Genomic DNA, 22,285 nt, shown 5'->3' on the forward strand with positions numbered 1-22,285 from the left:
TTTGATTAAGTTGTTGGATTTTAAGCTGCACACAGAGGAGAATAATTGCCTGACATTTACGAGCGGAGACGAAGAAGTGAGTCTGTATGTATTGGAAGAAGACGTGTTCCGTGTCTTTATCCCTTTCGATAAGAACCATTCCATGCAACATACGTGGATCATTGCGCCTGGTGAGGAGGATATTCCAGCAAGTGGGCGTAATCGATTTGATACGACACCGTTTACCTTGCCTGCTTATGAGGTCTATGAGTGTGAGAACACCGTGACCGTTGAAACGAACCGTCTTCGTGCTGTTGTTCATTTAAGCGGGTTTTCTATTGATTGGTACGGAAATGTGTCAGGTCAATGGGTGAAGATTGCGGGAGACCGGAAGACGCAAGCCTATAACTTTAAGCGTATGCTAGGAGAACGTGTGCTTCATTATATGGAGCGTTCACCGGATGAGCGTTATTACGGACTTGGGGAAAAGGGTGGCCCCATGAATCGCTATGGTAAGCGGTATCAAATGAGAACTATCGATGCGATGGGCTATGATGCTGAGACGACGGACCCCCTCTACAAGCATATTCCGTTCTATATGACATACTCGGAAAGTTCCGGTCTTGCCTATGGCATGGTGTACGACAACTACTCAGACAGCATCTTTGATATGGGAGCGGAGTATGATTATTACCACAAACATTTTCGCTACTATCAGGCGGAAAAGGGGGATTGCGACTACTACTTCATGCTTGGTCCTAAGGTAAAGGACGTGGTCGAGCGCTATACGTGGCTAACGGGGCAGATGATTCTACCACCAAAGTGGAGTCTTGGCTATTCTGGTTCAACGATGACCTATACAGATGCACCAGATGCTCAGGAGCAACTGAAGAAGTTTGTGGATTACTGTAAGGATTACGATATTCCATGTGACTCGTTCCAACTTTCATCCGGCTACACGTCCATTAAAGATAAGCGATATGTGTTTAACTGGAACACGTCAAAGGTGCCTGAGCCTAAGAAGATGACGGGTTACTTTCATGACCATGGGATCAAAGTGTGTGCCAATGTGAAGCCGTGCCTGCTTGATGACCATCCGATGTATGAACAGTTGGAGAAGGATCGGTTGTTTGTACACAACGAGCGTTTTAACGAACCGGAGACTTCCCAATTTTGGGATGCGCTAGGGTCTTATCTTGATTTCACAAACGATGCTACGATTGCGTGGTGGAAGGAACAGATTAAAGCCCAGCTACTAGAGTACGGGATTGATTCTATATGGAACGACAATAACGAGTATGAAATTTGGGACGAAGCAGCGATGGCACATGGGTTTGGTTCAACGATTCCCATGAGCTATGTTAAGCCGATTCAAACACTTCTGATGATGAAAGCGTCCTATGAGGCACAGAAAGAACATGCGCCAAACGACCGGCCTTACTTGATCTCTCGTTCCGGTATGCCCGGCATGCAGCGCTACGTGCAAACGTGGTCAGGGGACAATTATACGGATTGGAAGACCATTCGCTACAACCTAAAGATGGGCTTAAGCCTAAGCCTGTCAGGGGTATACAACTTCGGACATGACGTAGGCGGATTTGCAGGGAAAGCGCCAGAGCCTGAATTGTTTGTTCGATGGATTCAAAACGGGATCTTCCACCCGCGCTTCACCATTCACTCGTGGAATGAGGATGCGAGCGTGAACGTACCCTGGATGTACCCCGAATATGCGGATTCCATTCGAGAATTAATGAAAGAACGCGTGAAGTGGACGCCTTATTTCTATCATCTCATGTACCGGGCTCATAAGCATTACGAACCTTTGTTGACGCCTACATTCTACTATTTCCAAGATGACGGAAGAACGTTCGAGGAAAATGATGAGTTCATGGTTGGGGAGGACCTACTGATCGCGAATGTGATGGAGAAGGGACAATCCGTTCGTGACGTGTACTTGCCGGCTAACGCTAACGGTTGGTACGACATGAATGGGGGCAACTTCTACGAAGGTGGGCAAACGGTTTCGGTCTCGGCAGAGCTAACTGAGATTCCGATGTTTGCGGTTGGTGGTTCGGCCTTTCCGATTCGGGATGGAGAAATTTCGTTTACAAATAAAGAAGACAACAGCCGTGGGGTGATTGTCTATCCGCATCAGGGTAAAGGCAATCGTCAGTTCCGCTTCTATGAAGATGATGGTGAGAGCATGGAGTATACGAAGGGGAATTATGCGTTCTTGTCCGTTGAATTGGAGACAACCTTGGATTCCGTCACGGTGAAGGTAAACTGGGAAGGTTCGTACCAGCCTCCATTTTCAGAAGTAACGGTCTATGTCCTGGAGTCTGAATCTCGTGATGTTCATGTACCCGATGGACAGAAGTTGGAGTCGAACGTGTACGTCGTCCGTTCATTGCAGGGGGAGGTAACGTCATGACCGTTATTCCGGACCATTTTCTATTAAACAATCAGTATAGCAAAGAACTCTATCATAGCTATGCGAAGCAGTTGCCGATCGTGGACTTTCACAACCATCTGCCACCAGAGCAAATTTCAGCGGACCAACAGTTTGATACGATTACCGACGTCTGGCTCGGCGGTGACCATTACAAGTGGAGGTTAATGCGGGCGAATGGAATCCATGAACACTATATTACCGGGGATGCGACGAAGAAGGAGAAGTTCATGGCTTGGGCCGAGACGGTGCCGAATACCCTTGGCAACCCTTTGTTTCACTGGACGCATATGGAGTTGAAGCATTTCTTCCAAATTGATGAGATGTTGTCGCCTTCAAATGCGGAGGGAGTGTGGGTACGTGCGAACGAGCAGTTGAGGCACGAATCCATGTCGGCTCGGAATTTGCTCCTGAACAACAAAGTCGAATTTGTGGGGACGACGGATGATCCTGCTGATGATTTGGCGCATCACGAATCGTTGCAGAAAGAGGGTTTCCTTGTGAAGGTGTCGCCTTCTTTCCGTCCAGACTCTGCGCTTGCCATTGAGAGTGATGGGTTCATGGATTGGGTCAGTCGTTTGGAGCAGAGTAGCGGCGTTTCGGTTTCGAACTATGGGGCGTTTTTAGATGCGTTACAGGGGCGCATTCACTACTTTGATAAACGAGGATGTCGTGCATCTGACCATGGGTTAAATGTAATGGTGTACGAGGATGCGACTGAGGAACAGGTCGGAGTTATTTTCGATAAGCGTCGTAATGGGGAGGCGCTATCGGTGAAAGAAGTGGCACAGTTCAAGACGTATACGCTGCAGAGGCTAGCGGAGTGGTATTCGGAAAAAGGGTGGGTAATGCAGCTCCACCTTGGGCCATTGCGGAACAACAATAGCCGGATGTACGAACGCCTTGGCAAGGATAGTGGCTTTGATTCAATCGGAGACCGACTTGTGGCTGAGCCGTTGTCTCGATTCATGGATTGCTTGGAACGCGAGGGAAACTTGCCCAAGACGATTCTTTACTGCTTGAATCCGAGGGATTATTACATTCTGGCAACGATGGCGGGGAATTTCCAAGATGGCAGCATGCCTGGGAAGATTCAACTCGGCACGGCTTGGTGGTTCAATGATCACGTAGACGGGATGGAGAAGCAAATGTCGATTCTCGCAAACACGGGGCTTATTAAACATTTCGTTGGAATGCTAACCGATTCTCGCTCGTTTCTATCATTCTCTCGTCACGATTACTTTAGAAGGATTCTTTGCAATCTGCTCGGAAGCTGGGTGGAGAAAGGGAGCGTCCCACCTGATATGAATCTACTTCGTCAGTACGTTGAGGATATTTGCTATACCAATGCACGCACGTATTTCAACTTGTAGGAGGTCTCTATCATGGAAATGAGTTTTCGCTGGTATGGGGAGTCAGACCCCGTCACGCTGCAGCAAATTAAACAAATCCCGCAAATGAAAGGGATTGTATCGGCCATCTATGAGATTCCGCCTGGAGACGTCTGGCCGTATGACAAGATTGTTCAGCTGAAGGATACAATCGAACAGGAGGGGCTTCAGCTCAATGTGATTGAGAGTGTGCCCGTTCATGAGGACATCAAGTTGGGGCGGGACTCACGTGATACGTATATTGAGAACTATGTAACCACCCTTCGTCACTTGGCAAAAGCAGGCGTAGTAACGGTGTGCTACAACTTTATGCCGGTATTTGACTGGACGAGGACGAATCTGACAGCGGAGTTACCTGATGAATCAAACTCTTTAAGCTATGAGGAAGAAGTGGCGAGTAGGCTGAATCCGCTGGACGGCGAGTTGACTTTGCCTGGGTGGGACCTTTCGTATCAAATGGGAGAACTGGAAGGGATTTTAGCCGCTTATCAATCTGTTTCGGAAGAACAGTTGATGGAGAATCTGTTCTACTTTTTGGAACGGGTGATTCCAGTAGCAGAAGAGGTCGGAATCAATATGGCCATTCATCCAGACGATCCGCCATGGTCCATTTTAGGATTGCCGAGGGTGGTCACGAATGTAGAGAATGTCGTCAAACTATTGAACCGTGTGGACAGTCCACGCAATGGGCTGACGTTTTGCACCGGATCGTTTGGTTCTCTTCCCTCCAATGACTTAGTGGATATGATTGAGGCGGCCAAGGGGCGTATTCATTTCGTTCATGCGCGAAATGTGAAGTGGATTGGAGAGGCTTCTTTTCAGGAAACGTCCCATTCCGTTCATGATGGGTCACTGCCTATGGTAGCGGTGATGAAGAAACTGGTGGAAGTTGGCTTTGTAGGGCCTATTCGCCCCGACCACGGAAGGATGATTTGGGGTGAAGAAGGACGGCCGGGGTACGGCTTATATGACCGTGCTCTTGGAGCGACGTATTTGAACGGAATTCTAGACTGCATTCAACACAATTAGTGGGAGAGTGAGGACGATGAACCTACCATTTCAAGTAGATTTAGCTGGAAAAGTAGCTGTAGTTACAGGCGGAAGTGGCGTATTGGGAGCTGTGTTTTCCAGAGCGCTCGCAGCAAGTGGTGCAAAGGTCGCGGTGTTGGCGCGAAATGAAGAGAAGATTGAAGCGGTTGTATCGCAGATTGTAGAAGCGGGTGGAGAAGCGCGGGGGTTTAGTGTAGACGTGCTCGATAAGGAGCGGCTAGTGGAGGTTCGGACGGAAATTGTGGACCGTTTTGGTGAGGTTGATATTCTCGTGAATGGCGCGGGAGGCAATCATCCGAAGGCGACGACGAGCATGGAATACCATGTGCCAACGGAGGATGATTGCCAGACGTTCTTTAACCTTGATCCGTTAGCCGTGAATGAGTTGATGGCGTTGAATTTCTCCGGAACACTCATTCCAACGCAAGTGTTCGCGGAAGGGATGGTCGGGAAGGAAGGTGCAACGATTCTGAATGTGTCCTCCATGAACGCGTTCACACCGTTAACGAAAATTCCAGCCTATAGTGGAGCGAAAGCAGCGATTAGCAATTTTACGCAGTGGCTGGCTGTTCATTTTTCAAAAGTGGGAATTCGTGTGAACGCGGTGGCACCAGGGTTCTTTCTGACAGAACAGAATCGAGAGCTGTTGCTTGATGAAGAGGGGAATTTCAAGGAGCGTGCGAATAAGATTCTATCCCAAACACCGATGAATCGGTTTGGTGAGGCGGATGAATTGGTTGGGACATTGCTCTGGCTCGTGGATGCTCGGGCTTCAAGCTTCGTCAATGGTATCGTCGTTCCGGTCGATGGCGGCTTTTCGGCTTATTCTGGGGTGTAGGAGGGAAATCGAATGAAGTATTATCGCATTTTATCTCAGTTGATTGACCACAAGCTTACCGTTGTCGTTCGCGGAAATACCAAGGAAGAGGCGATTGCGGTGGGGCAGGCGTGCCTCGATGGTGGGGTGAAAAGCTTGGAAGTTACGTTTACGGTGCCGAATGCGGATGAGGTGATTGCACACTTTGCCGAACGGCCGGAAATTGTGGTTGGAGCAGGATCCGTATTGGATGCAGAAACGGCGCGCATCGCCATCCTTGCTGGAGCGCAATACATTGTAGGCCCATCCCTGAGTGAAGAGACCGCGGTCCTTTGTAACCGGTATCAAATTCCGTACATACCTGGGTGCTTCACAGTGAACGAGATGATTCGTGCCCTGGAATTCGGCGCCTCAGTCGTTAAGCTTTTCCCAGGACAGTCATTCGATCCTTCGTATATTAAAGCGGTCAAAGGCCCCGTACCACAGGTGGAAATCATGCCGACGGGTGGCGTCAACTTAGAAAACGTGCAGGAATGGCTGGATGCTGGCGCGATTATGGTAGGCGTTGGAGGAGAAGTGACGAAGCCCGCGAAGCACGGTGATTATGAAGGTGTGACGAAAAACGCCATGCAGTTCGTGGCAGCGATTGGGCAGGTGAACGTATGAGTCGAATTGTAACGTGCGGCGAGGTGATGATGCGTTACACCCCACCTGAGCATCAGCGGTTAAAAGAAGCGAGTAGTTTTCACATTTCCATTGGTGGGGCGGAAGCGAACGTGGCGGTGAATCTGGCGAATTTGGGACATGAGGTATCGCTACTTACTGCACTGCCTCACCATAATTTAGGGGAGAACGTTAGGCGATTTCTTCGAGGGCATGGTGTGGGTGTGGAGGCCGTTGTGCATCGAGAAGGGCGGCTCGGTACTTATTATATGGAGGAAGGCTTTGGACTGAGGAACGCTGACGTGATTTACGATCGGAGCTTTTCTTCATTTTCTAGGTTGAGTGGAGGGGAAGTGGACTGGAACCAGGTGTTTGAAGGATGTACGCTTTTTCATGTAAGCGGGATTACACCAGCACTCGGAGAAGTCTCTAGAGAACTGACCTTGATTGCGTTGAGTGAAGCGAAGAAGCGGGGTATTCTGGTTAGCTTCGATATGAATTATCGAAGTAAGTTGTGGGGAGTGGAAGAAGCGGCGGCTACTTATAAGGAAATCTTGCCGTTTGTGGACCGCTGCTTTATTGGGTACAAGGATTTCACGCTGCTGTTTGGGATGGAGGGTACGAGTCTCTTCTCTGAAGCGACGTTGAAGTCCCATTATGAAAGGTTTAAAGACATGTACGGAATTGGCGAGTTCGCCTGTACCAACCGCGTCGTACAAAGTGCCAATCAACACACGCTGCAAGGATTCTTTTATCGTGATGGAACCATGCACAAAACCGCTCCCGTAACGATGAACGTGCTCGACCGAGTCGGCGGTGGCGATGCATTCGCAGCTGGGGTGCTGCATGGATTGGAGAATGGATTCCACGAGCGAAAGATTGTGGAATTCGGCTTAGCTACCAGTGTTCTAAAACATACCGTTCGTGGTGATCATGCTCCGTTTTCCGAGGAAGAAGTGTTGCGGTGTCTGGAGAGTGGTGGAGTTGATGTGAGACGGTGAATGAAGATGTAGGTTTGAGACAAGGGGACAGGTACTCTGTCCCGATTCAAACTCATTTATGAGACGTTAAGACTAAAATTTAATCACAGGTTTCTTATCTCCTTAAAGAAGGAATGAGTGTGGCAACAACACTTTAAGGAGGATTTCATAATGGGAGCTATCAGTAAATTGTTACACAAACTAGTAGATGTCATTCTGTTTATTCCTCGAGCGATTATTCGATTGTTTAAGAAGGTTGTTTAATTGAAACGTATTCCGTTAAATGAATGCTGGATATACTAAGGTGTATCATACAAACTCACATAACTTCACGAACATGGGTGTCAGTAAGGTTTTATCTGACACCTTATTTAAATTCATTAGTAGGAGTTTAGAAGGATGAGCTGATAAAGAGAAAGGTAATCATATATTCTGGAGAGTATCATGTATAGGTCAAGAGGTGATGAATACTACAATAAAGGGTTCGCTCATATGAGCGAACCCTTTATTGATTACATATGTGTGGTGCGGCTAATGTTTAATAACGCATACTTATTCCAATCATTGAAATTGCTGAAGACTGAGCTGTTTGCAAAGTTTACTAGAAGCCTAGGTTATTATGAAGAAAGTTTAAGAAATATCATAGCCAGAAATGTTAATTTTATTCTGGCGCTTACACTAGGGTGTTTCTTATATTAAGAAGAATAAATATAACCATAAATAATACAAAATTTGTCTAAATTTGCTATATCTTTTATTCATTTAATAGTAATATAGTCTTAGGTATATATGGTTGTTGTCGATCAAACAAGAACTTTTCCAAGAAGGTGTATTTCTTTTTTATGCAAGGGAGCTTTCATAAATCTGGCAAAGAACTGATTCAATATTTTTAATTCGCAGTAACTTATGAGATTAAGAGGTGGGAATATGGGAGCAGAAATAATTGAAAATTTTAACCCTAACGATGCTAGAACTAATGGTGAAAGAAGACTGCTTAATTTATTTAAGGATAATCCTCGCTTTCGGGGATGGAAAGTCTTTGAACAACCGCACATAAACTCTATGAAACCGGATTTTGTTTTACTCCATCCGGAAAGAGGTATCATAATTATTGAAGTAAAAGACTGGAATTTACATTTAGATAGTTATGTACAGGGAGGATTTATAAAGGATAAAGACAGCAATTTACATAACAAAAACCCTATACAACAAGTCGAAAACTATAAGAAAGCCATTTTAAAATCTGAGTTAATGAACAGCGTAATCTTAGCTGAAGAGTTTGAGAAAGATTATTTCGGAGTTATAGAAACAGTTGTTTATTTTCATAATACTTCAGAAGATCAGGTTAATAAATTTTGTGCTTCAAATAAAAAATATACTAAGATTTGGACTGATAAAGATTTAGATAACCTACAGGACCTTAATTATAAACTGAACGCAAGACAATATACATATGCATTATCTAGCCGAAGGCCTACATCTAAATTTAATCAAAAGGGATTGCTTGCAGAGTTAGTCAATGAACTTTCCAGATACTTACAGTACTCTGATTATAACTATGAAAGAATACAACCATTTGTTCTTACTAAATCTCAGAAAGATCTTGCTACACTAAAGCCTGGATCTATTAGGAGATGGAGCGGAGTTGCGGGAGCTGGAAAATCATTAGTATTAGCTGAAAAAGCTGTAAAAGCTTTAAAAGAAAATCAACGTGTTTTGGTATTGAGCTTCAACATTACTCTACGTCATTACTTGAGAGATTTGTGTAGCCAGCAATTTGGCCAAGGTGTTGATGAAAGCGATCGTAAAAAACTTCGGAAAGACTTAACTATCCTGCATTTTCATGATTTTTTAAAAATCCTTATTATTGAACACGAATTGGAAGGCGATTTGGAGCAGATTGAGGGTAAGGATTTCACATTAAGTTGGATTAATACAATTAACAAATATTTACAAAACAATAGTATAAAAAGTCAATTTAATTATGATTATATATTAATTGATGAGGGTCAAGATTTTATAGGAGATTGGATTCGTTTCCTTAAGCAGTTTTATACAGGTAAAGGTGAACTCTTTGTTGTCTACGATAAGGCACAAGATTTATATAATCATGGAGTTTGGATTGAAGATACCGATCAAGTAAAGGAAATCGGTTTTAAAGGTAGACCAGGAACACTCCGGTATACACGACGTCTTCCTTCTGAGATTGTAAAGAAGATTCAGCTTGTTCGACAAGAACTTCAGTTAATAGAAGATGAAATTTTAATGCCTGAACAAGAACAGTTGAATCTATTAAACTCAACTTCTTGGTTTAATTATCAACCTGTTAGTAAAGAGGAAAAGATAAGTCAGATTGTTAACGCAATATATGAGCTTAGAAAAACAAATAATTGGGAAGATATCACTGTTTTAACAACTAATGAAACTACTGGAGTGTCTATTGTAGAACACATGCAAAATCATGGAGTGAATGTTTCCCATGTCTATGATATGCAATGTGAACGAGATTCAGATAGACGTCGAAATGAGAAATGGAAATTCCAGGGTGGAACAGGGAGGCTAAAAATTAGTTCTTATCATAGTTTTAAGGGCTGGCAAACCCCAAATATAATAATGGTCTTAGATACTCCTGCTAACAATTATAATCAAGGACAATTAAATCAAAATGAAAAAGAGAACTTTTCTATATCAGATGCCTTGTTTATTAGCTTGTCCAGAGTTAAAGGTAAAGTTAGTACTGGTGAGTATTCCTATACTTGTTTAAACTATATCTCGGAATACAATCGAATTGTAAACTGTTTCAATTAATCAACCAAGTTTATAAACTCTTAAGGAAGCCGTCTAACTCAAAAAATGTTGAGTTAGACGGCTTTCTAATATTGATATAGGAATCTAGCTAGCAATACGAGATATAGTACAAATACGAGTTATTCCGTTTATGAGTAATTTAACAATTTCTACAGACGTGTGCCACAACTACAAATCCTTTGGAGAAGCTGGTCTACAAAATCCAATCTTAGCTCTCTGCTGACTGCAACAGAATGTTCTGCCCATCATAGGCATAGTCAAATTCGTTTCCTTCAGCCCCCACACGATTGAACATAATGACGCCCACAGCACCTGCGTCGAGCACGTTTTGAATCTTTTCGTAGAAGCTAATCTCTCCACGTTCGATGAGCGCAATCTTTCCTTGAAGGTCTGCTGAGCTGACATCATTCGCACGAGCCAGACCTACATAAGTGAGAGGAGCTGTAACGGTGTCATTAACTGATCCTTCGAAGGTATGTACATCTCCGCCGTTAACAGTGAGCTCGCTTAGTTGAATAGAAGAGGTACCACAATTCCACCCTGGAAATTGGAACGGCTGCAATTCAGTTTCATACCCATAACTCTCAAACGTCTGTTTAATGTAGTCCACAGCCACTTTCTCCCCTTATGTCCCTGCCTCACGAGGTTGTTTGGAAAGGAAATCAATCCTGTCATACATCGCATCCGCATCAATTTTCTTAATAATCTTGTTGTCAAACGCATGGGAGGACGGATTCTTCACCTCTTGATTTCCGGCCTCGACCACAAAAGGAGCACTGAACAACAACGAGGTAGAAAGAGCAGCAACAATGGCTTTTCGATACATTGTATCCCTCCTAAACAATGACATTGGTAATTTATTACAGTGTACTTATTGAGGCGAAATAGTGTAAATAGGTGGTATGTTCCACGATTCGTCAATCTGGTGTGGCAGGATAGGTGCATGGGACTAGAGTAGGGAGAGATTTTAGAGGAGTGCGTCGGGTTTTGTCGGTGAGATAGTTCGATGGGTTTATGTAAAACACAAGGTTATCTTTCGTTAATTGGGGGTATCTGGTAATTGTAGCTAGTTAGGATAGGTAAGAGGGAGGTGAGAAACATTGATTAAGAAGGGTCTAGCTCTTTTGCTCGTAGTAAGTGTTTTAAGTGGATGTAACCTATTGGGAGAAACAGAGCTTCAAGAAAGCTTTACAACATATGTGAATGAGGATTTAAGCCGAATTGGGGAATTAGAGGAAGAGGCTATTGGAACGTTAAACTCAGTGAGTGGTGCAAACTACACGGATGATCCTACATTTGCAAGAGCGTTGGAAGAAGATATTATCCCACCATATGAAGAAGCCATTCAATTATTGAAAGAAATTGAACTAGAGTCTGAGGAGATTCGCTCCCTTCACGAAACTTACATAGAAGGCGCAGAGTTGCAACTAGAAGCATTCCACCAAGCATTAGAAGCCCTCGAAACTCAAAACATGGAAATGATGGAACAATCTAATGAAATGTTAACCAAAGGCAGCGAGAAAATAGGAGAATACACAACAGGCATGAAAGAACTCGCTGAAGAAAATAATATAGAATACACAGAACCCAGCTTGGGACAAAGGGACAGGTAAGCTGTCCCTCTTTTGTTTAGGAGGAGCAGGAATACAGTAAGTCATTCAGCAATAGAACAGCTAGAGATTATTAACTTAGTACATTTGTTGTTAAGGTTTAATTATTGTTAAGGATCCTAGGAATATGTTAACACCGCATTTCGTTTTCCACTCATCTTGGAGGTACAGGTACGAAAGTGACTCTAAAGAAAGAATTACAAGTGCCTATGCTAATCTGCTCGTAGAGAAAAATCTATTTGCAAAGATATAGAGTACAATTTATTCTGGTATATATCAGAGATAAAAAACAATTTGAAGGTTAACTCGAGTACTATTTGAAAGTTGAGAATATACCCGAGAAAGCTATGAAATTAGAAGAAGTGATTCTATTTGAGCGAACTATCTAGTGATCTATTCGGTAGGATTAAATACGAGCAAGGTTTCTGGCGGGGAGCTACATCGATTCAAATCTTTACTGAGGTTCAAATAATAATTCTGAGTGTTGATGGAAGAGAAGTTGGAGAAGGGGTGAAGATTGAAAATGAAGTAGTAGAGGAAGTGTGGTATCAGGATATAGTTTTATAATCTTGGAATACTGGATAGGTTGGTTAGTTAAGTGAGGTGCAGCGGAAGTTAAATTAATAATGGGGGGAGATAGACTTGAGTCCCGTATTTGAGGATCATTTTTCTGAATTACAAGCAGATATGGTAGCTATTTGTTTGGAATATGTTCAAAGTGAAGCAGAGGATATTTATATTTACTGTTCCTATGAGTCAAAAATGTATGCTTTTGACGTGTTTTATAAAATAAATGGTCAATATGTTTCTAAGCATAACTTAAATAATGCAGTACATAACACAAGCAGGGAAGGTAAGAGAGCATTCAGTTATGATACCTCTGAACAAAGACAAGAAGCATTATTGGATATTGGACTTGACAAATTAACGAAAATTCACGATGTATGTAAATTATATGAGAGGGAAATGCCTACAGAGATAAAGTTACATTATAATGTGAAGCAGAATAGTTTAAGAGGGAAATTTAGATATGATTTAGTTTATTCAAATGACAACGAACTCTTACCCGTTGACATATTCGATTCTTGGTTTGAAGAGGTTAAAGACGAAAATTTAGATTAATATAAGAGTCAGTTGTAGAGAAAGAAACATGAGTATCCGAACCAATATCTGTTTTTAAGCGATATGTCAGGAAATGCTTAATTAATATGGAAAGTTGGTCGTCATATTCTTGATATCTTGAAGGCATATTTTAATGGTTAATTATGCTCCAGTTGATATAATCAATTAAGGTTATTAATTTCTTTAAATGAAGCACTACCATTGTCCTCGCGCTTCACGAAAAAATACGAAACCTATCAATAAGAAGGTTTCGCGTTGACCATTAAATTACTGTTATTTTAAATTGTGATTTTATTTTGCTCTTCTATTCATTGCATAGTTTAATATGAAAAAGAAGATGGTGAATACGACAAAGTAATTTAATGGATTTTTAACGATGCTCATATTAAGAGAGATTTGTAAGAATAACCACAAAACAAAAATCACAATTAATGCGAATATCATCGTCTTGTTATATAACGTAGACATGCTTACCCCCTCATCCATTCTTAGAGATTATAAATAAGAAGCGGTAGATCCACCACCAGTACCTAGAATGCATATTCTTAGTGAGAATGCTCTAAATAATTCATTTCCATCAGAGTATAACATTCTCTCTTTAACTAGTTGAAGAGGGAATGAATCTTATACAGAGGGATGGCTAGTAATTCTTGAGCTCCTGGTTGAGGTACCCACCCCGATGAACACTAAGAAGAATGATGCAATTTTCAGATGCCTAGGTGTTTCTAATAACTTGTTATTTTTACTTTAAGCTTTAGAAACAATGATTCACCAGCCTACATGTTAGGAACATCGGGAGGAGCCCTTTGCTTCTCATTCGACAGAGGATTATAATAAGAAGATAAATATAGGTACAATTGTTCATATCATTCACCTTAATGCTATGCTATAGTTGTAATTAACTAATTGTTGTTCGGAATAATAAACTTGATAATTTGAGTCATCATCTTAAGACATTGTTAGAGCAAGAATGGTAATAATCGTGCAAATAGCACGTGGAGGAATTTAAATGAATAACGGTACAGTAAAATGGTTTAACGCAGACAAAGGTTTCGGATTTATTGAAGTAGAAGGTGGAGACGATGTATTCGTTCACTTCTCTGCAATTAATGAAGAAGGCTTCAAAACGCTAGAAGAAGGACAAGCTGTTTCTTTCGATACTGAAGAAGGAAGCCGTGGACCGCAAGCAGCTAACGTTGTGAAGAAATAAATAATACAAAGAGCTTCTTCCTAAGGGAAGGAGCTCTTTTTGTTTCTGAGAAGTATGGGGAAGGGCACTAATTCTATCATTAGGGTAGTAGGATGCTAGTAAGATATATAATCCATTAGTATTCGTTCTTCTTCCGATCATAAGTATTAGTTGGTTTATTATGCGTTCCCATGTCTTATCAAGCGGAGAATGATATATTTTAAGCGCAATAATAATCATAGCTCTTAGAGAGATTGCTTACTGCAGCCTCTCTGTTTTTTATATCATAATTGGATCGATACGGGGCCCTTGTAGACGTCAAGTTAATTTTTACACTTTATGCTCACTGAACTTTTACACTTCTGCTGGGAATACATTTCTTCGATGCTTCATTCGATAACTGTCTCCATCCATATGGATTACTTCTACACGAGGAAGGAGGCGCTCCATAATGCTATGGTGATACCTCCTTAAATTCACTTAGTTGATGAATCTTTATATACAACATTAACTTTTCCCCAAAATCCTAACCTCCACGTAAAATAACAGAATACTATTAGTTTACTAGAAGATTAAATAATTACGGAGAAAGTGTAAGAAACAACTTGGAGAAAACTGTAAATTTCATTCTAGCGTTTACAATATATAGTTGAAGGTTCTCTTTGAGGGTAGTATCATAAAGTGATTTACAAAATATCATTCATTTTTACTTCCTCATTTCTGGATACATTTTAAGAAAATGCTACCTGGTAAACCACTAAATGATTCAGTTGATAATGACTTTTAAGGAGGATATAAATGTGTCGGTAATACTTTTAGTGGTAGAACAAGATGAAAATCAAATGAAATATTTACCTGTAATAAGCAAAAATACAAATTCAGGATTTTCTGAGATAAAAAAAAGAATTGGAAATGGAAGTCCGATAATGGAATGTAATCTGTTTAAAGATGATGAGGACGATGCAAAACTTAAAAAATTGATAAATGAATTGATAAATGTTGGTGCGAAGATAAGATTGTTTGATGGTGAATTAGTTAAAAATAAAGAAGTATCTGTTGAATACTTGATGAATAGATTTGATAGATATAAAGACATACAAAAACAAAATGAAATGTTAGATGATTTAATGTATGATGAAGATTAAATTGTGGGGATGTTATGTGGAGTGGAGAAAATTCATCTACAACATTTAGGCGAGATGACCTTTTAAACTAACGAAGTATTGTTACAGGGAACACGCCAAAAACTTACGAAAGTAAACAGGCTCGTTGGTTTAAAGATTAGGAATAGTAATGATTTACTTTATATAGGTATCTATAAAGCACTTGATTGTCAATTAGACAGCAAGTGCTTATTAGTGTGCTCGCCACGTGGCAATGATTTAAGGATGAGTATCTGATAAATAGCAACAAGCGGTCCACCTAGTGCTAACCCATGCTTATAATGGTATAGATTCAAGTTCATGGTAGGTATTTAGACCTGCTTTAGTTTCCAATTATTTAACTGTGGAATATTCTTCTATATACTACTATTGAGAACAAATGCGTAGATTCTTAGAATAGGTAATGGGGAGATAGGGGTGGGGCTGTTGAAAGTATATGATGCAGAGTCTTTGGAGTCGGGCGTTCAAGCTATCCATCAACGATTGCGTTTGCAGCGAAATGAAGTGGAACAGTTAGAGAAATCTATTAAAGAGATGGTTAGTTTAACTGACTCATTTGCGGGTGAAGGCGGAGATGCGATACGGTATTTCTATGAAGAGTACCATCTGACTTTCCTGGCAGAGTACAAGGAATTTATGGATCAGTATCAAGAGAAGTTACGTCAATTGCAGCGTGCAATGCATGACATGGAGCCCTCAACGAACGGGTACATTCGAGAGGACTATTTAAATCAAGATGTTGAACAAGGTTTGGACAAAACCAAGCAAGTGACCTCGGCTTTAACGTCTGAAGCTAACCAACTGTTGCAGCGTGTTTCGGACATTGTCTCGACGCCTCAGATTGACGACAGTCGTTTTATAGAGCAAGTAGGCCAAGCTAGGAATGATAAAGAAGATACAATCACCAAACTCCAATCCTTCGACCAGAGCCAAACGAAAGACATAAGCGCGCTTGATTCAAGTGTGGATGCCTTAAAGAGTCGGGTGGAGACGCTTCAGAATGTCGTTCAAGAAGCGACTATTCAAGTGAACAATCAAAATCAAACGGTCGGGGAGAAACAATCCGAGGACAATGTTAAAAGTGCTTCGGGTGGATTCTGGGGAGTTATAAAGGGGATATTTGAGGGAATCAAGGACTTCCTTGTTGATATGCTTACTGGTTTATTTGGGGTACTGAAAACGCTCTTCAAATATTATATGAATCCTGAGTTACTAGCTATGGATATCTATCAAGCCGTGTCTAACCCTGGAGAGACGTGGGAATCCGTTAAGGATGTGGCAAAATACGCTGTAGAAGGGGTTAAACAGGCTTGGATTGATGATGTTGTAAACGGTGATGCACAGTCACGAGCACGATTCTTCACCTATGGCTCCCTAACAGCTGCCACAACTTTCGTCGGCTTCGGAGCTGGGAACGTAAGTAAAGTAGGTGCACTAGGGAAAGCGACTCAAGCAGTAAGTAAGGCGAAATCGACTAACATACCATATAATGCGATGAAGACCACGGCTCTCCAAAAAGCTATGGCAGATGGTATGAGAAAGACAATGGAAATCGGTAAGCAGAACATGTTACAAGTACTTACCAGCCGACCATTTAAAGACATGCTTTCTATAAAAGCAATATCCGACCGAGCGAGCGTAGCCCTAACTCGAACTCGTAATCTTCTTCGTCCAGAGAACATGAAAACTTCCATAAATAAGGTATATAATGAAGTTATCAAAGGACCAATAACCCGAACAAACGCTTGGGCGAAACAGCAAGTTGCTGCAATGTCTCAGAGTCTTCAGCCGAGATGGGAAGTTGTTGGAGATGGTATTCGAACTGATTTTGGTCGAGGTGATGTGAGCGCTGATCTTAACTATGCTTATGTAAAAGGCGATGGGGATTATAATGGTAGGCAGGTAGATGGAGTAGATTATGGTAGAGGGTCTGTTAAGGGTACGGGTAATCGTTTGGCTGGGGAAAGTGATGTTAAAACATTAGTGGGAAGAGGAGAACAGTATACAAACGGAAGAAAAAATAGATTAAAGCCTAATATTAGATATCAAACAGGCGAATATGATTACTTTTATGAAACTGATGGTGCTGGTAGGCTTGTGAAATTTGAAACGGAAAATTTACAATTAACAGCTAGAACAGATAGATTGTCACACAGTAAGAATACACCAGGAAAAGTAAAGGGACAGGACCATGCAGGCCATTTGGCGGGTGATAGATTTGGAGGATCACCTAAAATTGATAATTTAGTTTCACAATTATCTGATGTTAATTTGAAGGAATATAAGAAGATTGAAGATACATGGGCTGCGGCTTTGAAAGAAACACCTCCTAAAGAAGTAACAGTTGATGTTGAAATAGTTTATGATGGAAATAATATGCGACCAGAGAAGTTTATAGTTAATTACGCTATTGATGGTAAGTTGGAATTCCAAGTTATTAAAAATTAATTTAAGGAGTGAAAAGTAGGATGAAAGAATTTGAAGATAGATTTAGTGAGTTACAAGCAGATATGATATCTATATGTATGGAGTACGTTGAAGATAGAGCAGATAAAGTATATGTTTATGCTTCACGCGAAGCAGGAATGATTTCGGGAGGTTTCTTTTATTGCATTAACAATAAGTATGTAGAGCGTCATAAAGTAAATGATGCATTGGAGGATGGAGATGAAAGATATGATGTGGCTCCAAAACGACAGTCGATGGTATTGCGTATAATATGTGAAGATATTGAAAAAATAGAAGCATTGTGCAAAGAATATGAAAGAGACATGCCAACGGAAATGAAGTTAATATATGATGTTAAGAGTGGGAATTTTAAAGCTGAGTATAAGTATGATTTAGTATATACGAATGATGATGTTAAAACAGCTAGCCATATTGCAGATGAGTGGTTTGAGGAAGTAAAGAGTAATAACCTTTAAAAAATTTACAGTAATATATATCTAAATTGAATTAATAACTTATGAAAGTTGTAGTATAAATTTGTAGAATAGCATTTGCATACAGGAGTGACAAAATATTGCTGTAATTAATTTAAAACATGTTATGAAGTGTGCAGAAAAATAATAGGCTGTTAAAAAGTATATACTTCATGATGGTTGTACCATCATAGAGTATTACGTGCAATGATAGAATAGAAAAGGAAGTACGAGTTTAGGCGAGATGACAGTTTACATTGCGATGAATATAAACACATGGAATGTATATTAAACTAACGAACTCGTACAAACTCGTAAGTTTTAACGTAACAATTTCGCGACATGTAAAAGGTGTCATTCTTGTACTACAAAACTTACAAATTTATGCTACTTAAAAACAGGTGAACTTAAAGCACTTGATTGCCTTATTAGGAATCAGGTGTTTTTGTTTTTTTTTGGCTCTAAAATATTTGTTGGGGTACATAGAAAATTTGGCATAAAAAAACACGCAAGCTCCAATCTTTACTACACTTGAATTGACGAGAAACAAATCAGTAAAGGAGTTGCGTGTACGTGTATTCTAACATCCCGGTACCAGGACTACAAAGTGTAATTATCAAGGAAAGTGAAGAAATCGGTGGAGATTTTCATCTTTATGTGGAGATTCCAAAGAAGAGTCATAAATGTAAGTCGTGCGGTGACTGGACACAACGCATTTATGACTATCGAACCCAAAAAATCCAACACCTTAAACTCTTCGAACGGACAACGTATTTGTTCTAAGGTTTAAGTTAGGAATAAATTGAATAATACTTGTGTGAAATTCATAACTCATGATGGTTGTACCATCATGGAGTATAAATTAATACTTGGAGGAAATGAACAAGAACGAGATTAAGGCGAGATGACATTTTACGTGGAAGGGGTAGTTATGATATGGCATAGCTAACAAACTAACGAGAATGACAACGCTCGTGGAGATAACCAAGATGTAACGTTAAAGGACGTTCTTTTATTGCCTTTGGCAAATAAATTTTGTGTTGTATTTATACAAGAGACGGTCGTATGTTGCTGCAATGTAACAGAGTCTTCGATCGGTTTTTAAAGGAGATGCTGTTGAATTTCATACGACATATTTACTCCAAAGCAACTGGCTCAAATAGATGCTGGAAAAGAAAGAATACAAGGATTAGCCTGGCATCATCATCAGGTACCAGGAAAGATGCAGTTGGTTGTATCAAAAGTACATGATATAAATCACTTAGGTGGAAGTGAATTGTGGGGAGATTTTTGATTATAAAGAAGATAAAAACAAGCCTACGGTAGTATTTTGGGAACATGAAAATGCAGGTGAAAAAGAAATGTTAATGCGAGAAGAGGGATTAACAGAAGATCAAGTAGAAGAATCAGCAAGAGAAAATGTATTTTATATCGCAGATACATTTAGTGATTTTTTAGATAAGTTACATGACTAAGAAATTTAAGAGGGTACGGGTAATACTTCTAACAAGATTAATAACATTAAAGAAATAAATGAAGTAAACAATCATTAAGACCAGATTCACTTGAAATAATGTACGGAGTAGAAGTTAAAGGAATTTTTGTGAAATATCAATAATGAATATGGAGGTTGAAATAGTTGGAGAAAAGATTGAATGAATTATATAGAAAAATTGCTGAAACAGTTAATGAAATGATTCCAGAACAGTGGGAGAAGTTTTACTTTTACGCTCAAATTTCGGAAGATGGTGGAGGAACGTATTTTTTCTACCAACCTACATCCGATCCAAATTGTTATCAATATAGTCTTGAAATTCCTTTTAAATATCAGGTTGATGAAAAAGGATTTAAATTAAATAAAAGAATGCTATTTTCTATTGCAGAAGAAATGAGAGAAATATTTAAAAGTGAAAACCAAGAACTTTGGTACTCTTTTACATTAATCTTAGAGAGAACAGGGAAGTTAAAAGTTCATTTCGATTATACAAATTGGTTTGATACAGAATATAGTTATAGTGACCAAATGATTATTTGGAAAAATAAATATTTAGGTGAGATTCCAACTGATGAAAATTATAAAGCATTAATTGATAAGTATCATAATGAGTTTCCAAATAATCCGATTTAACTTAGAGGTAAGATGGAAAAATTAAATGGCTGTATTTGCTCGTGTGTTTAAAGAAGGAAAGATTTATTATTTATAGAAAACCATAAAGCGCTTTATTGCCGATTAGGAGGATGAACCATGCATGAATAGCAGAAACATATTTATGTGGGTGTAGACTTGCATAAACAGCACCATGTGGTAGTGATTCTTAATTGTTGGCAGGAAATACTCGTAGAAATAAAGGTTTAATATAAACCGTCGCTGCACGCCTTATTAATGGAGCTAGTACCTTTTGGAATACACAATATAACTCTACAAAATGGTGGCAGATCTAATGAGATGCACCGAGATAGCATATAAAGAAAGGAAAAGAAATATGGAAATAAAACAGGACACTGTAGTAAGGCCATTGCCTTCAGAGGAATTAATCAAAAATCACGAAAATTCTTGGAGACTTTCTTTGCCAGAGTCTTTCTTAGAATTTATAAAAGAAAATAACGGTGTAGAGGTTGAGGGAGCAACATTTGATTGTAACAACCGTAGTTATGTGTTAGAAAGGTTTTTATGTATATTAGAAGCTATCAAGAATCATCCAAAAGGAATTTACGATATAGATGTTGTATTTTCACAAATAGGTGAAAGATTAACTGATAACGAAGACTTATTAGGGGCAGAGGTATTGCCGATAGCTAGTGTATTTGCGGGTGACTTTGTCTGCTTAGATTTTAGAATAGATAAGAATAATCCATCTGTTTGTATATGGTCTCATGAAGAATCCGGTGAGTTTGAGCCGGTTACATATAATGTGGCAGATAACTTTACTCAATTTCTTAAGACACTTTAATAGAAACAAGTAATATATAAAATTAAAATAGCGGTATGGGTACAAACCCTGTAAGCGGAATTCATGTTTATAAACCTTAGTAAAGAAAGCTAGAAACGTTGAGTGGCGAAATGCCTCTCAACGTTTCTATTTTTATGTGGCTACCTTGTACCGAATGAATAGACAAGCTGCATATCTATCACCGTCTTAACAACTTTCGTCGACTTCCAAGCTGGGAACGTGAGTAAGGTAGGTACACTAGGCAAAGCTACTTGAGCAGTAAGTAAGATGAAATCCATATAATGCAATGAAGACAAATGCTCTCCAAGAAGCTATAGCAGATGGCATGAGAAAGACAATGTATCTTGGTAAGCAGAATAGGCTGCAAGTACTTACCAGCCAACCATTTAAAGACATGCTTTCTATGAAGCAGTATCTAACCGAGCGAGCATTGCACTGACTCAAACTCGTAATCCACTTTGTACAGAGAACATGAAAACATCTATTATTCAGTGAGGATAATGAGGTAATCAAAGTCCAGTAACCCGAGTAAACGATTAGTTGAAACATCAAGTTGCTGCAATGTCTCAGAGTCTTCGAACGAGATGGGAAGTTGTCGAAGATGGAATTCAAACTGATTTGAGTCAAAGTGAGGTGGGTAAGGATCATGGGAGACGTGGCTCTACAAAAGCACATAATGAGATTTTGAAAATTATTGATTCTGCACCTGATTATGAAAGCTTTGTTAGAGAGTTAAATGAATGGGCTAGTAAAAGAATGAAAAATGGAGTTTTAGATTTACCAGAAGGTTTAAGGAGGTAATAACATTGAAAAATGATGCTTCTTTGTGGTTGGTGTGTTTTGCAAGAGAAAAGTACATAATAATGCAATGAAAAATACATAAGCTTGCCAGCCGATATTTTTAGTAGTTTTGTCTGGATAATGCATGGCTAACCCGGTAGCTATCTCCTGAAAATGTAAGTACATGAGCGTGGTGTATGACACGATCAACTAAAGCTGCTGTTAGCCTCGAGTCTACAAATATTCGATTCCACTGACTAAATTCCAAATTTGAAGTGATAATGATGCTCTTCTGCTCGTACCAATCGGTGATGAGTTGAAATAGAAGCTCGGCTCCTTCTTTACTGAATGGAATGTATCCCATCTCATCTAAAATAATTAGATCTACTTTTTTAAAACGGTTCCTAAACTG

25 protein-coding genes and 3 pseudogenes are annotated in these 22,285 nt (G+C 40.0%); 21 read left to right on the plus strand and 7 right to left on the minus strand.

From position 1 onward, the window contains the following. The first annotated feature begins 1 nt into the window (after position 1). The 7 genes from H513_RS20485 (at position 2) to H513_RS0115975 (ending at position 10,137) form a co-directional block, all read left to right on the plus strand. Entirely contained in the window at positions 2-2,410 is a 2,409-nt protein-coding gene (locus H513_RS20485; RefSeq protein ID WP_036770517.1) for a glycoside hydrolase family 31 protein, read from the plus strand. Next, positions 2,407-3,801: a glucuronate isomerase gene (uxaC, locus tag H513_RS0115940; RefSeq protein WP_036770520.1), complete on the plus strand. Its 1,395-nt coding sequence runs from the start codon at positions 2,407-2,409 to the stop codon at positions 3,799-3,801. Before H513_RS20485 ends, uxaC begins: the two co-directional genes overlap by 4 nt. A 12-nt stretch (positions 3,802-3,813) precedes the next feature. Next, positions 3,814-4,848, plus strand: a complete 1,035-nt coding sequence (uxuA, locus tag H513_RS0115945; protein WP_026801621.1) for a mannonate dehydratase — start codon at positions 3,814-3,816, stop codon at positions 4,846-4,848. 16 nt (positions 4,849-4,864) lie between these two features. Beyond that, the gene (locus H513_RS0115950; protein ID WP_026801622.1) at positions 4,865-5,707 is read left to right on the plus strand and encodes an SDR family oxidoreductase; all 843 of its coding nucleotides are present in this window, start codon (positions 4,865-4,867) and stop codon (positions 5,705-5,707) included. Positions 5,708-5,719: 12 nt separating this feature from the next. After that, entirely contained in the window at positions 5,720-6,352 is a 633-nt protein-coding gene (locus tag H513_RS0115955; protein ID WP_026801623.1) for a bifunctional 2-keto-4-hydroxyglutarate aldolase/2-keto-3-deoxy-6-phosphogluconate aldolase, read from the plus strand. Then, complete coding sequence (locus H513_RS0115960; protein WP_026801624.1) at positions 6,349-7,350, plus strand: sugar kinase; 1,002 nt, start codon at positions 6,349-6,351, stop codon at positions 7,348-7,350. Before H513_RS0115955 ends, H513_RS0115960 begins: the two co-directional genes overlap by 4 nt. A 906-nt stretch (positions 7,351-8,256) precedes the next feature. Then, the gene (locus H513_RS0115975; RefSeq protein WP_026801626.1) at positions 8,257-10,137 is read left to right on the plus strand and encodes a nuclease-related domain-containing DEAD/DEAH box helicase; all 1,881 of its coding nucleotides are present in this window, start codon (positions 8,257-8,259) and stop codon (positions 10,135-10,137) included. A 208-nt stretch (positions 10,138-10,345) separates the two neighbouring features. On the opposite strand, the gene H513_RS21010 is transcribed toward H513_RS0115975, so the two are convergent. Continuing rightward, positions 10,346-10,747 carry a PA domain-containing protein gene (locus tag H513_RS21010; RefSeq protein WP_026801627.1) on the minus strand — a complete coding sequence of 134 codons (402 nt, stop codon included), beginning with the start codon at positions 10,745-10,747 and terminating at the stop codon, positions 10,346-10,348. 15 nt (positions 10,748-10,762) lie between these two features. Continuing rightward, entirely contained in the window at positions 10,763-10,963 is a 201-nt protein-coding gene (locus H513_RS21015) for a hypothetical protein (RefSeq protein ID WP_026801628.1), read from the minus strand. Positions 10,964-11,237: 274 nt separating this feature from the next. Here H513_RS21015 and H513_RS0115990 point away from each other — a divergent pair, with 274 nt between their 5' ends. The 3 genes from H513_RS0115990 (at position 11,238) to H513_RS0116000 (ending at position 12,869) form a co-directional block, all read left to right on the plus strand. Then, positions 11,238-11,750, plus strand: a complete 513-nt coding sequence (locus tag H513_RS0115990; protein ID WP_026801629.1) for a hypothetical protein — start codon at positions 11,238-11,240, stop codon at positions 11,748-11,750. A 369-nt stretch (positions 11,751-12,119) separates the two neighbouring features. Further along, a complete protein-coding gene (locus H513_RS0115995; protein ID WP_026801630.1) occupies positions 12,120-12,314 on the plus strand; it encodes a hypothetical protein in 195 nt (64 codons plus the stop codon). A gap of 75 nt (positions 12,315-12,389) precedes the next feature. Next, positions 12,390-12,869: a hypothetical protein gene (locus tag H513_RS0116000; protein WP_026801631.1), complete on the plus strand. Its 480-nt coding sequence runs from the start codon at positions 12,390-12,392 to the stop codon at positions 12,867-12,869. A 291-nt stretch (positions 12,870-13,160) separates the two neighbouring features. Here H513_RS0116000 and H513_RS22115 read toward each other — a convergent pair whose 3' ends face one another. Then, positions 13,161-13,337 carry a hypothetical protein gene (locus H513_RS22115; protein ID WP_026801632.1) on the minus strand — a complete coding sequence of 59 codons (177 nt, stop codon included), beginning with the start codon at positions 13,335-13,337 and terminating at the stop codon, positions 13,161-13,163. A gap of 541 nt (positions 13,338-13,878) precedes the next feature. Between H513_RS22115 and H513_RS0116010 the strand changes: the two genes are divergently transcribed. Further along, on the plus strand, positions 13,879-14,079 hold the full coding sequence (locus H513_RS0116010) for a cold-shock protein (protein WP_026801633.1): 201 nt from the start codon (positions 13,879-13,881) through the stop codon (positions 14,077-14,079). A gap of 333 nt (positions 14,080-14,412) precedes the next feature. Here the strand turns inward: H513_RS0116010 and H513_RS22190 are convergent, their stop codons facing one another. After that, entirely contained in the window at positions 14,413-14,538 is a 126-nt protein-coding gene (locus H513_RS22190; protein WP_267879651.1) for a hypothetical protein, read from the minus strand. A 320-nt stretch (positions 14,539-14,858) separates the two neighbouring features. Between H513_RS22190 and H513_RS0116020 the strand changes: the two genes are divergently transcribed. Continuing rightward, the gene (locus tag H513_RS0116020; RefSeq protein ID WP_026801634.1) at positions 14,859-15,203 is read left to right on the plus strand and encodes a hypothetical protein; all 345 of its coding nucleotides are present in this window, start codon (positions 14,859-14,861) and stop codon (positions 15,201-15,203) included. Between the two features lie 188 nt (positions 15,204-15,391). Here H513_RS0116020 and H513_RS22195 read toward each other — a convergent pair whose 3' ends face one another. Beyond that, a complete protein-coding gene (locus H513_RS22195) occupies positions 15,392-15,523 on the minus strand; it encodes a hypothetical protein (RefSeq protein WP_267879652.1) in 132 nt (43 codons plus the stop codon). Between the two features lie 124 nt (positions 15,524-15,647). On the opposite strand from H513_RS22195, the gene H513_RS21325 reads away from it, so the two are divergent. From H513_RS21325 to H513_RS0116050, 7 genes and pseudogenes are all read left to right on the plus strand, one after another. After that, positions 15,648-17,669, plus strand: a complete 2,022-nt coding sequence (locus H513_RS21325; protein ID WP_154655274.1) for a T7SS effector LXG polymorphic toxin — start codon at positions 15,648-15,650, stop codon at positions 17,667-17,669. 20 nt (positions 17,670-17,689) lie between these two features. Continuing rightward, positions 17,690-18,145 carry an immunity protein YezG family protein gene (locus H513_RS0116030; RefSeq protein ID WP_026801636.1) on the plus strand — a complete coding sequence of 152 codons (456 nt, stop codon included), beginning with the start codon at positions 17,690-17,692 and terminating at the stop codon, positions 18,143-18,145. A gap of 564 nt (positions 18,146-18,709) precedes the next feature. After that, a pseudogene (locus H513_RS20495) lies at positions 18,710-18,922 on the plus strand (transposase family protein); the annotation flags it as partial. Positions 18,923-19,277: 355 nt separating this feature from the next. Then, positions 19,278-19,436: pseudogene (locus H513_RS21330) on the plus strand (HNH endonuclease); the annotation flags it as partial. Further along, a pseudogene (locus tag H513_RS20500) lies at positions 19,432-19,617 on the plus strand (SMI1/KNR4 family protein); the annotation flags it as partial. The pseudogenes H513_RS21330 and H513_RS20500, both read left to right, overlap by 5 nt. 164 nt (positions 19,618-19,781) lie before the next feature. Continuing rightward, positions 19,782-20,270 (plus strand): antitoxin YezG family protein, encoded by a 489-nt coding sequence (locus H513_RS0116045; protein ID WP_026801637.1) that lies wholly within the window; start codon positions 19,782-19,784, stop codon positions 20,268-20,270. A gap of 355 nt (positions 20,271-20,625) precedes the next feature. Next, the gene (locus H513_RS0116050; protein WP_026801638.1) at positions 20,626-21,093 is read left to right on the plus strand and encodes an SMI1/KNR4 family protein; all 468 of its coding nucleotides are present in this window, start codon (positions 20,626-20,628) and stop codon (positions 21,091-21,093) included. 140 nt (positions 21,094-21,233) lie between these two features. Here the strand turns inward: H513_RS0116050 and H513_RS21715 are convergent, their stop codons facing one another. Continuing rightward, positions 21,234-21,371 (minus strand): hypothetical protein, encoded by a 138-nt coding sequence (locus H513_RS21715; protein ID WP_156111465.1) that lies wholly within the window; start codon positions 21,369-21,371, stop codon positions 21,234-21,236. 8 nt (positions 21,372-21,379) lie between these two features. Between H513_RS21715 and H513_RS21840 the strand changes: the two genes are divergently transcribed. Continuing rightward, positions 21,380-21,532: a hypothetical protein gene (locus H513_RS21840; RefSeq protein WP_156111466.1), complete on the plus strand. Its 153-nt coding sequence runs from the start codon at positions 21,380-21,382 to the stop codon at positions 21,530-21,532. A 101-nt stretch (positions 21,533-21,633) separates the two neighbouring features. Next, on the plus strand, positions 21,634-21,894 hold the full coding sequence (locus tag H513_RS0116065) for an endonuclease Q family protein (protein ID WP_231572148.1): 261 nt from the start codon (positions 21,634-21,636) through the stop codon (positions 21,892-21,894). Positions 21,895-21,994: 100 nt separating this feature from the next. Here H513_RS0116065 and H513_RS0116070 read toward each other — a convergent pair. Next, the coding region (locus H513_RS0116070) for an ATP-binding protein (RefSeq protein WP_026801598.1) at positions 21,995-22,285 on the minus strand (291 nt) is incomplete at its 5' end.

This window comes from Pontibacillus halophilus JSM 076056 = DSM 19796, from assembly GCF_000425205.1.
Classification (GTDB): Bacteria; Bacillota; Bacilli; order Bacillales; family BH030062; genus Pontibacillus_A; species Pontibacillus_A halophilus.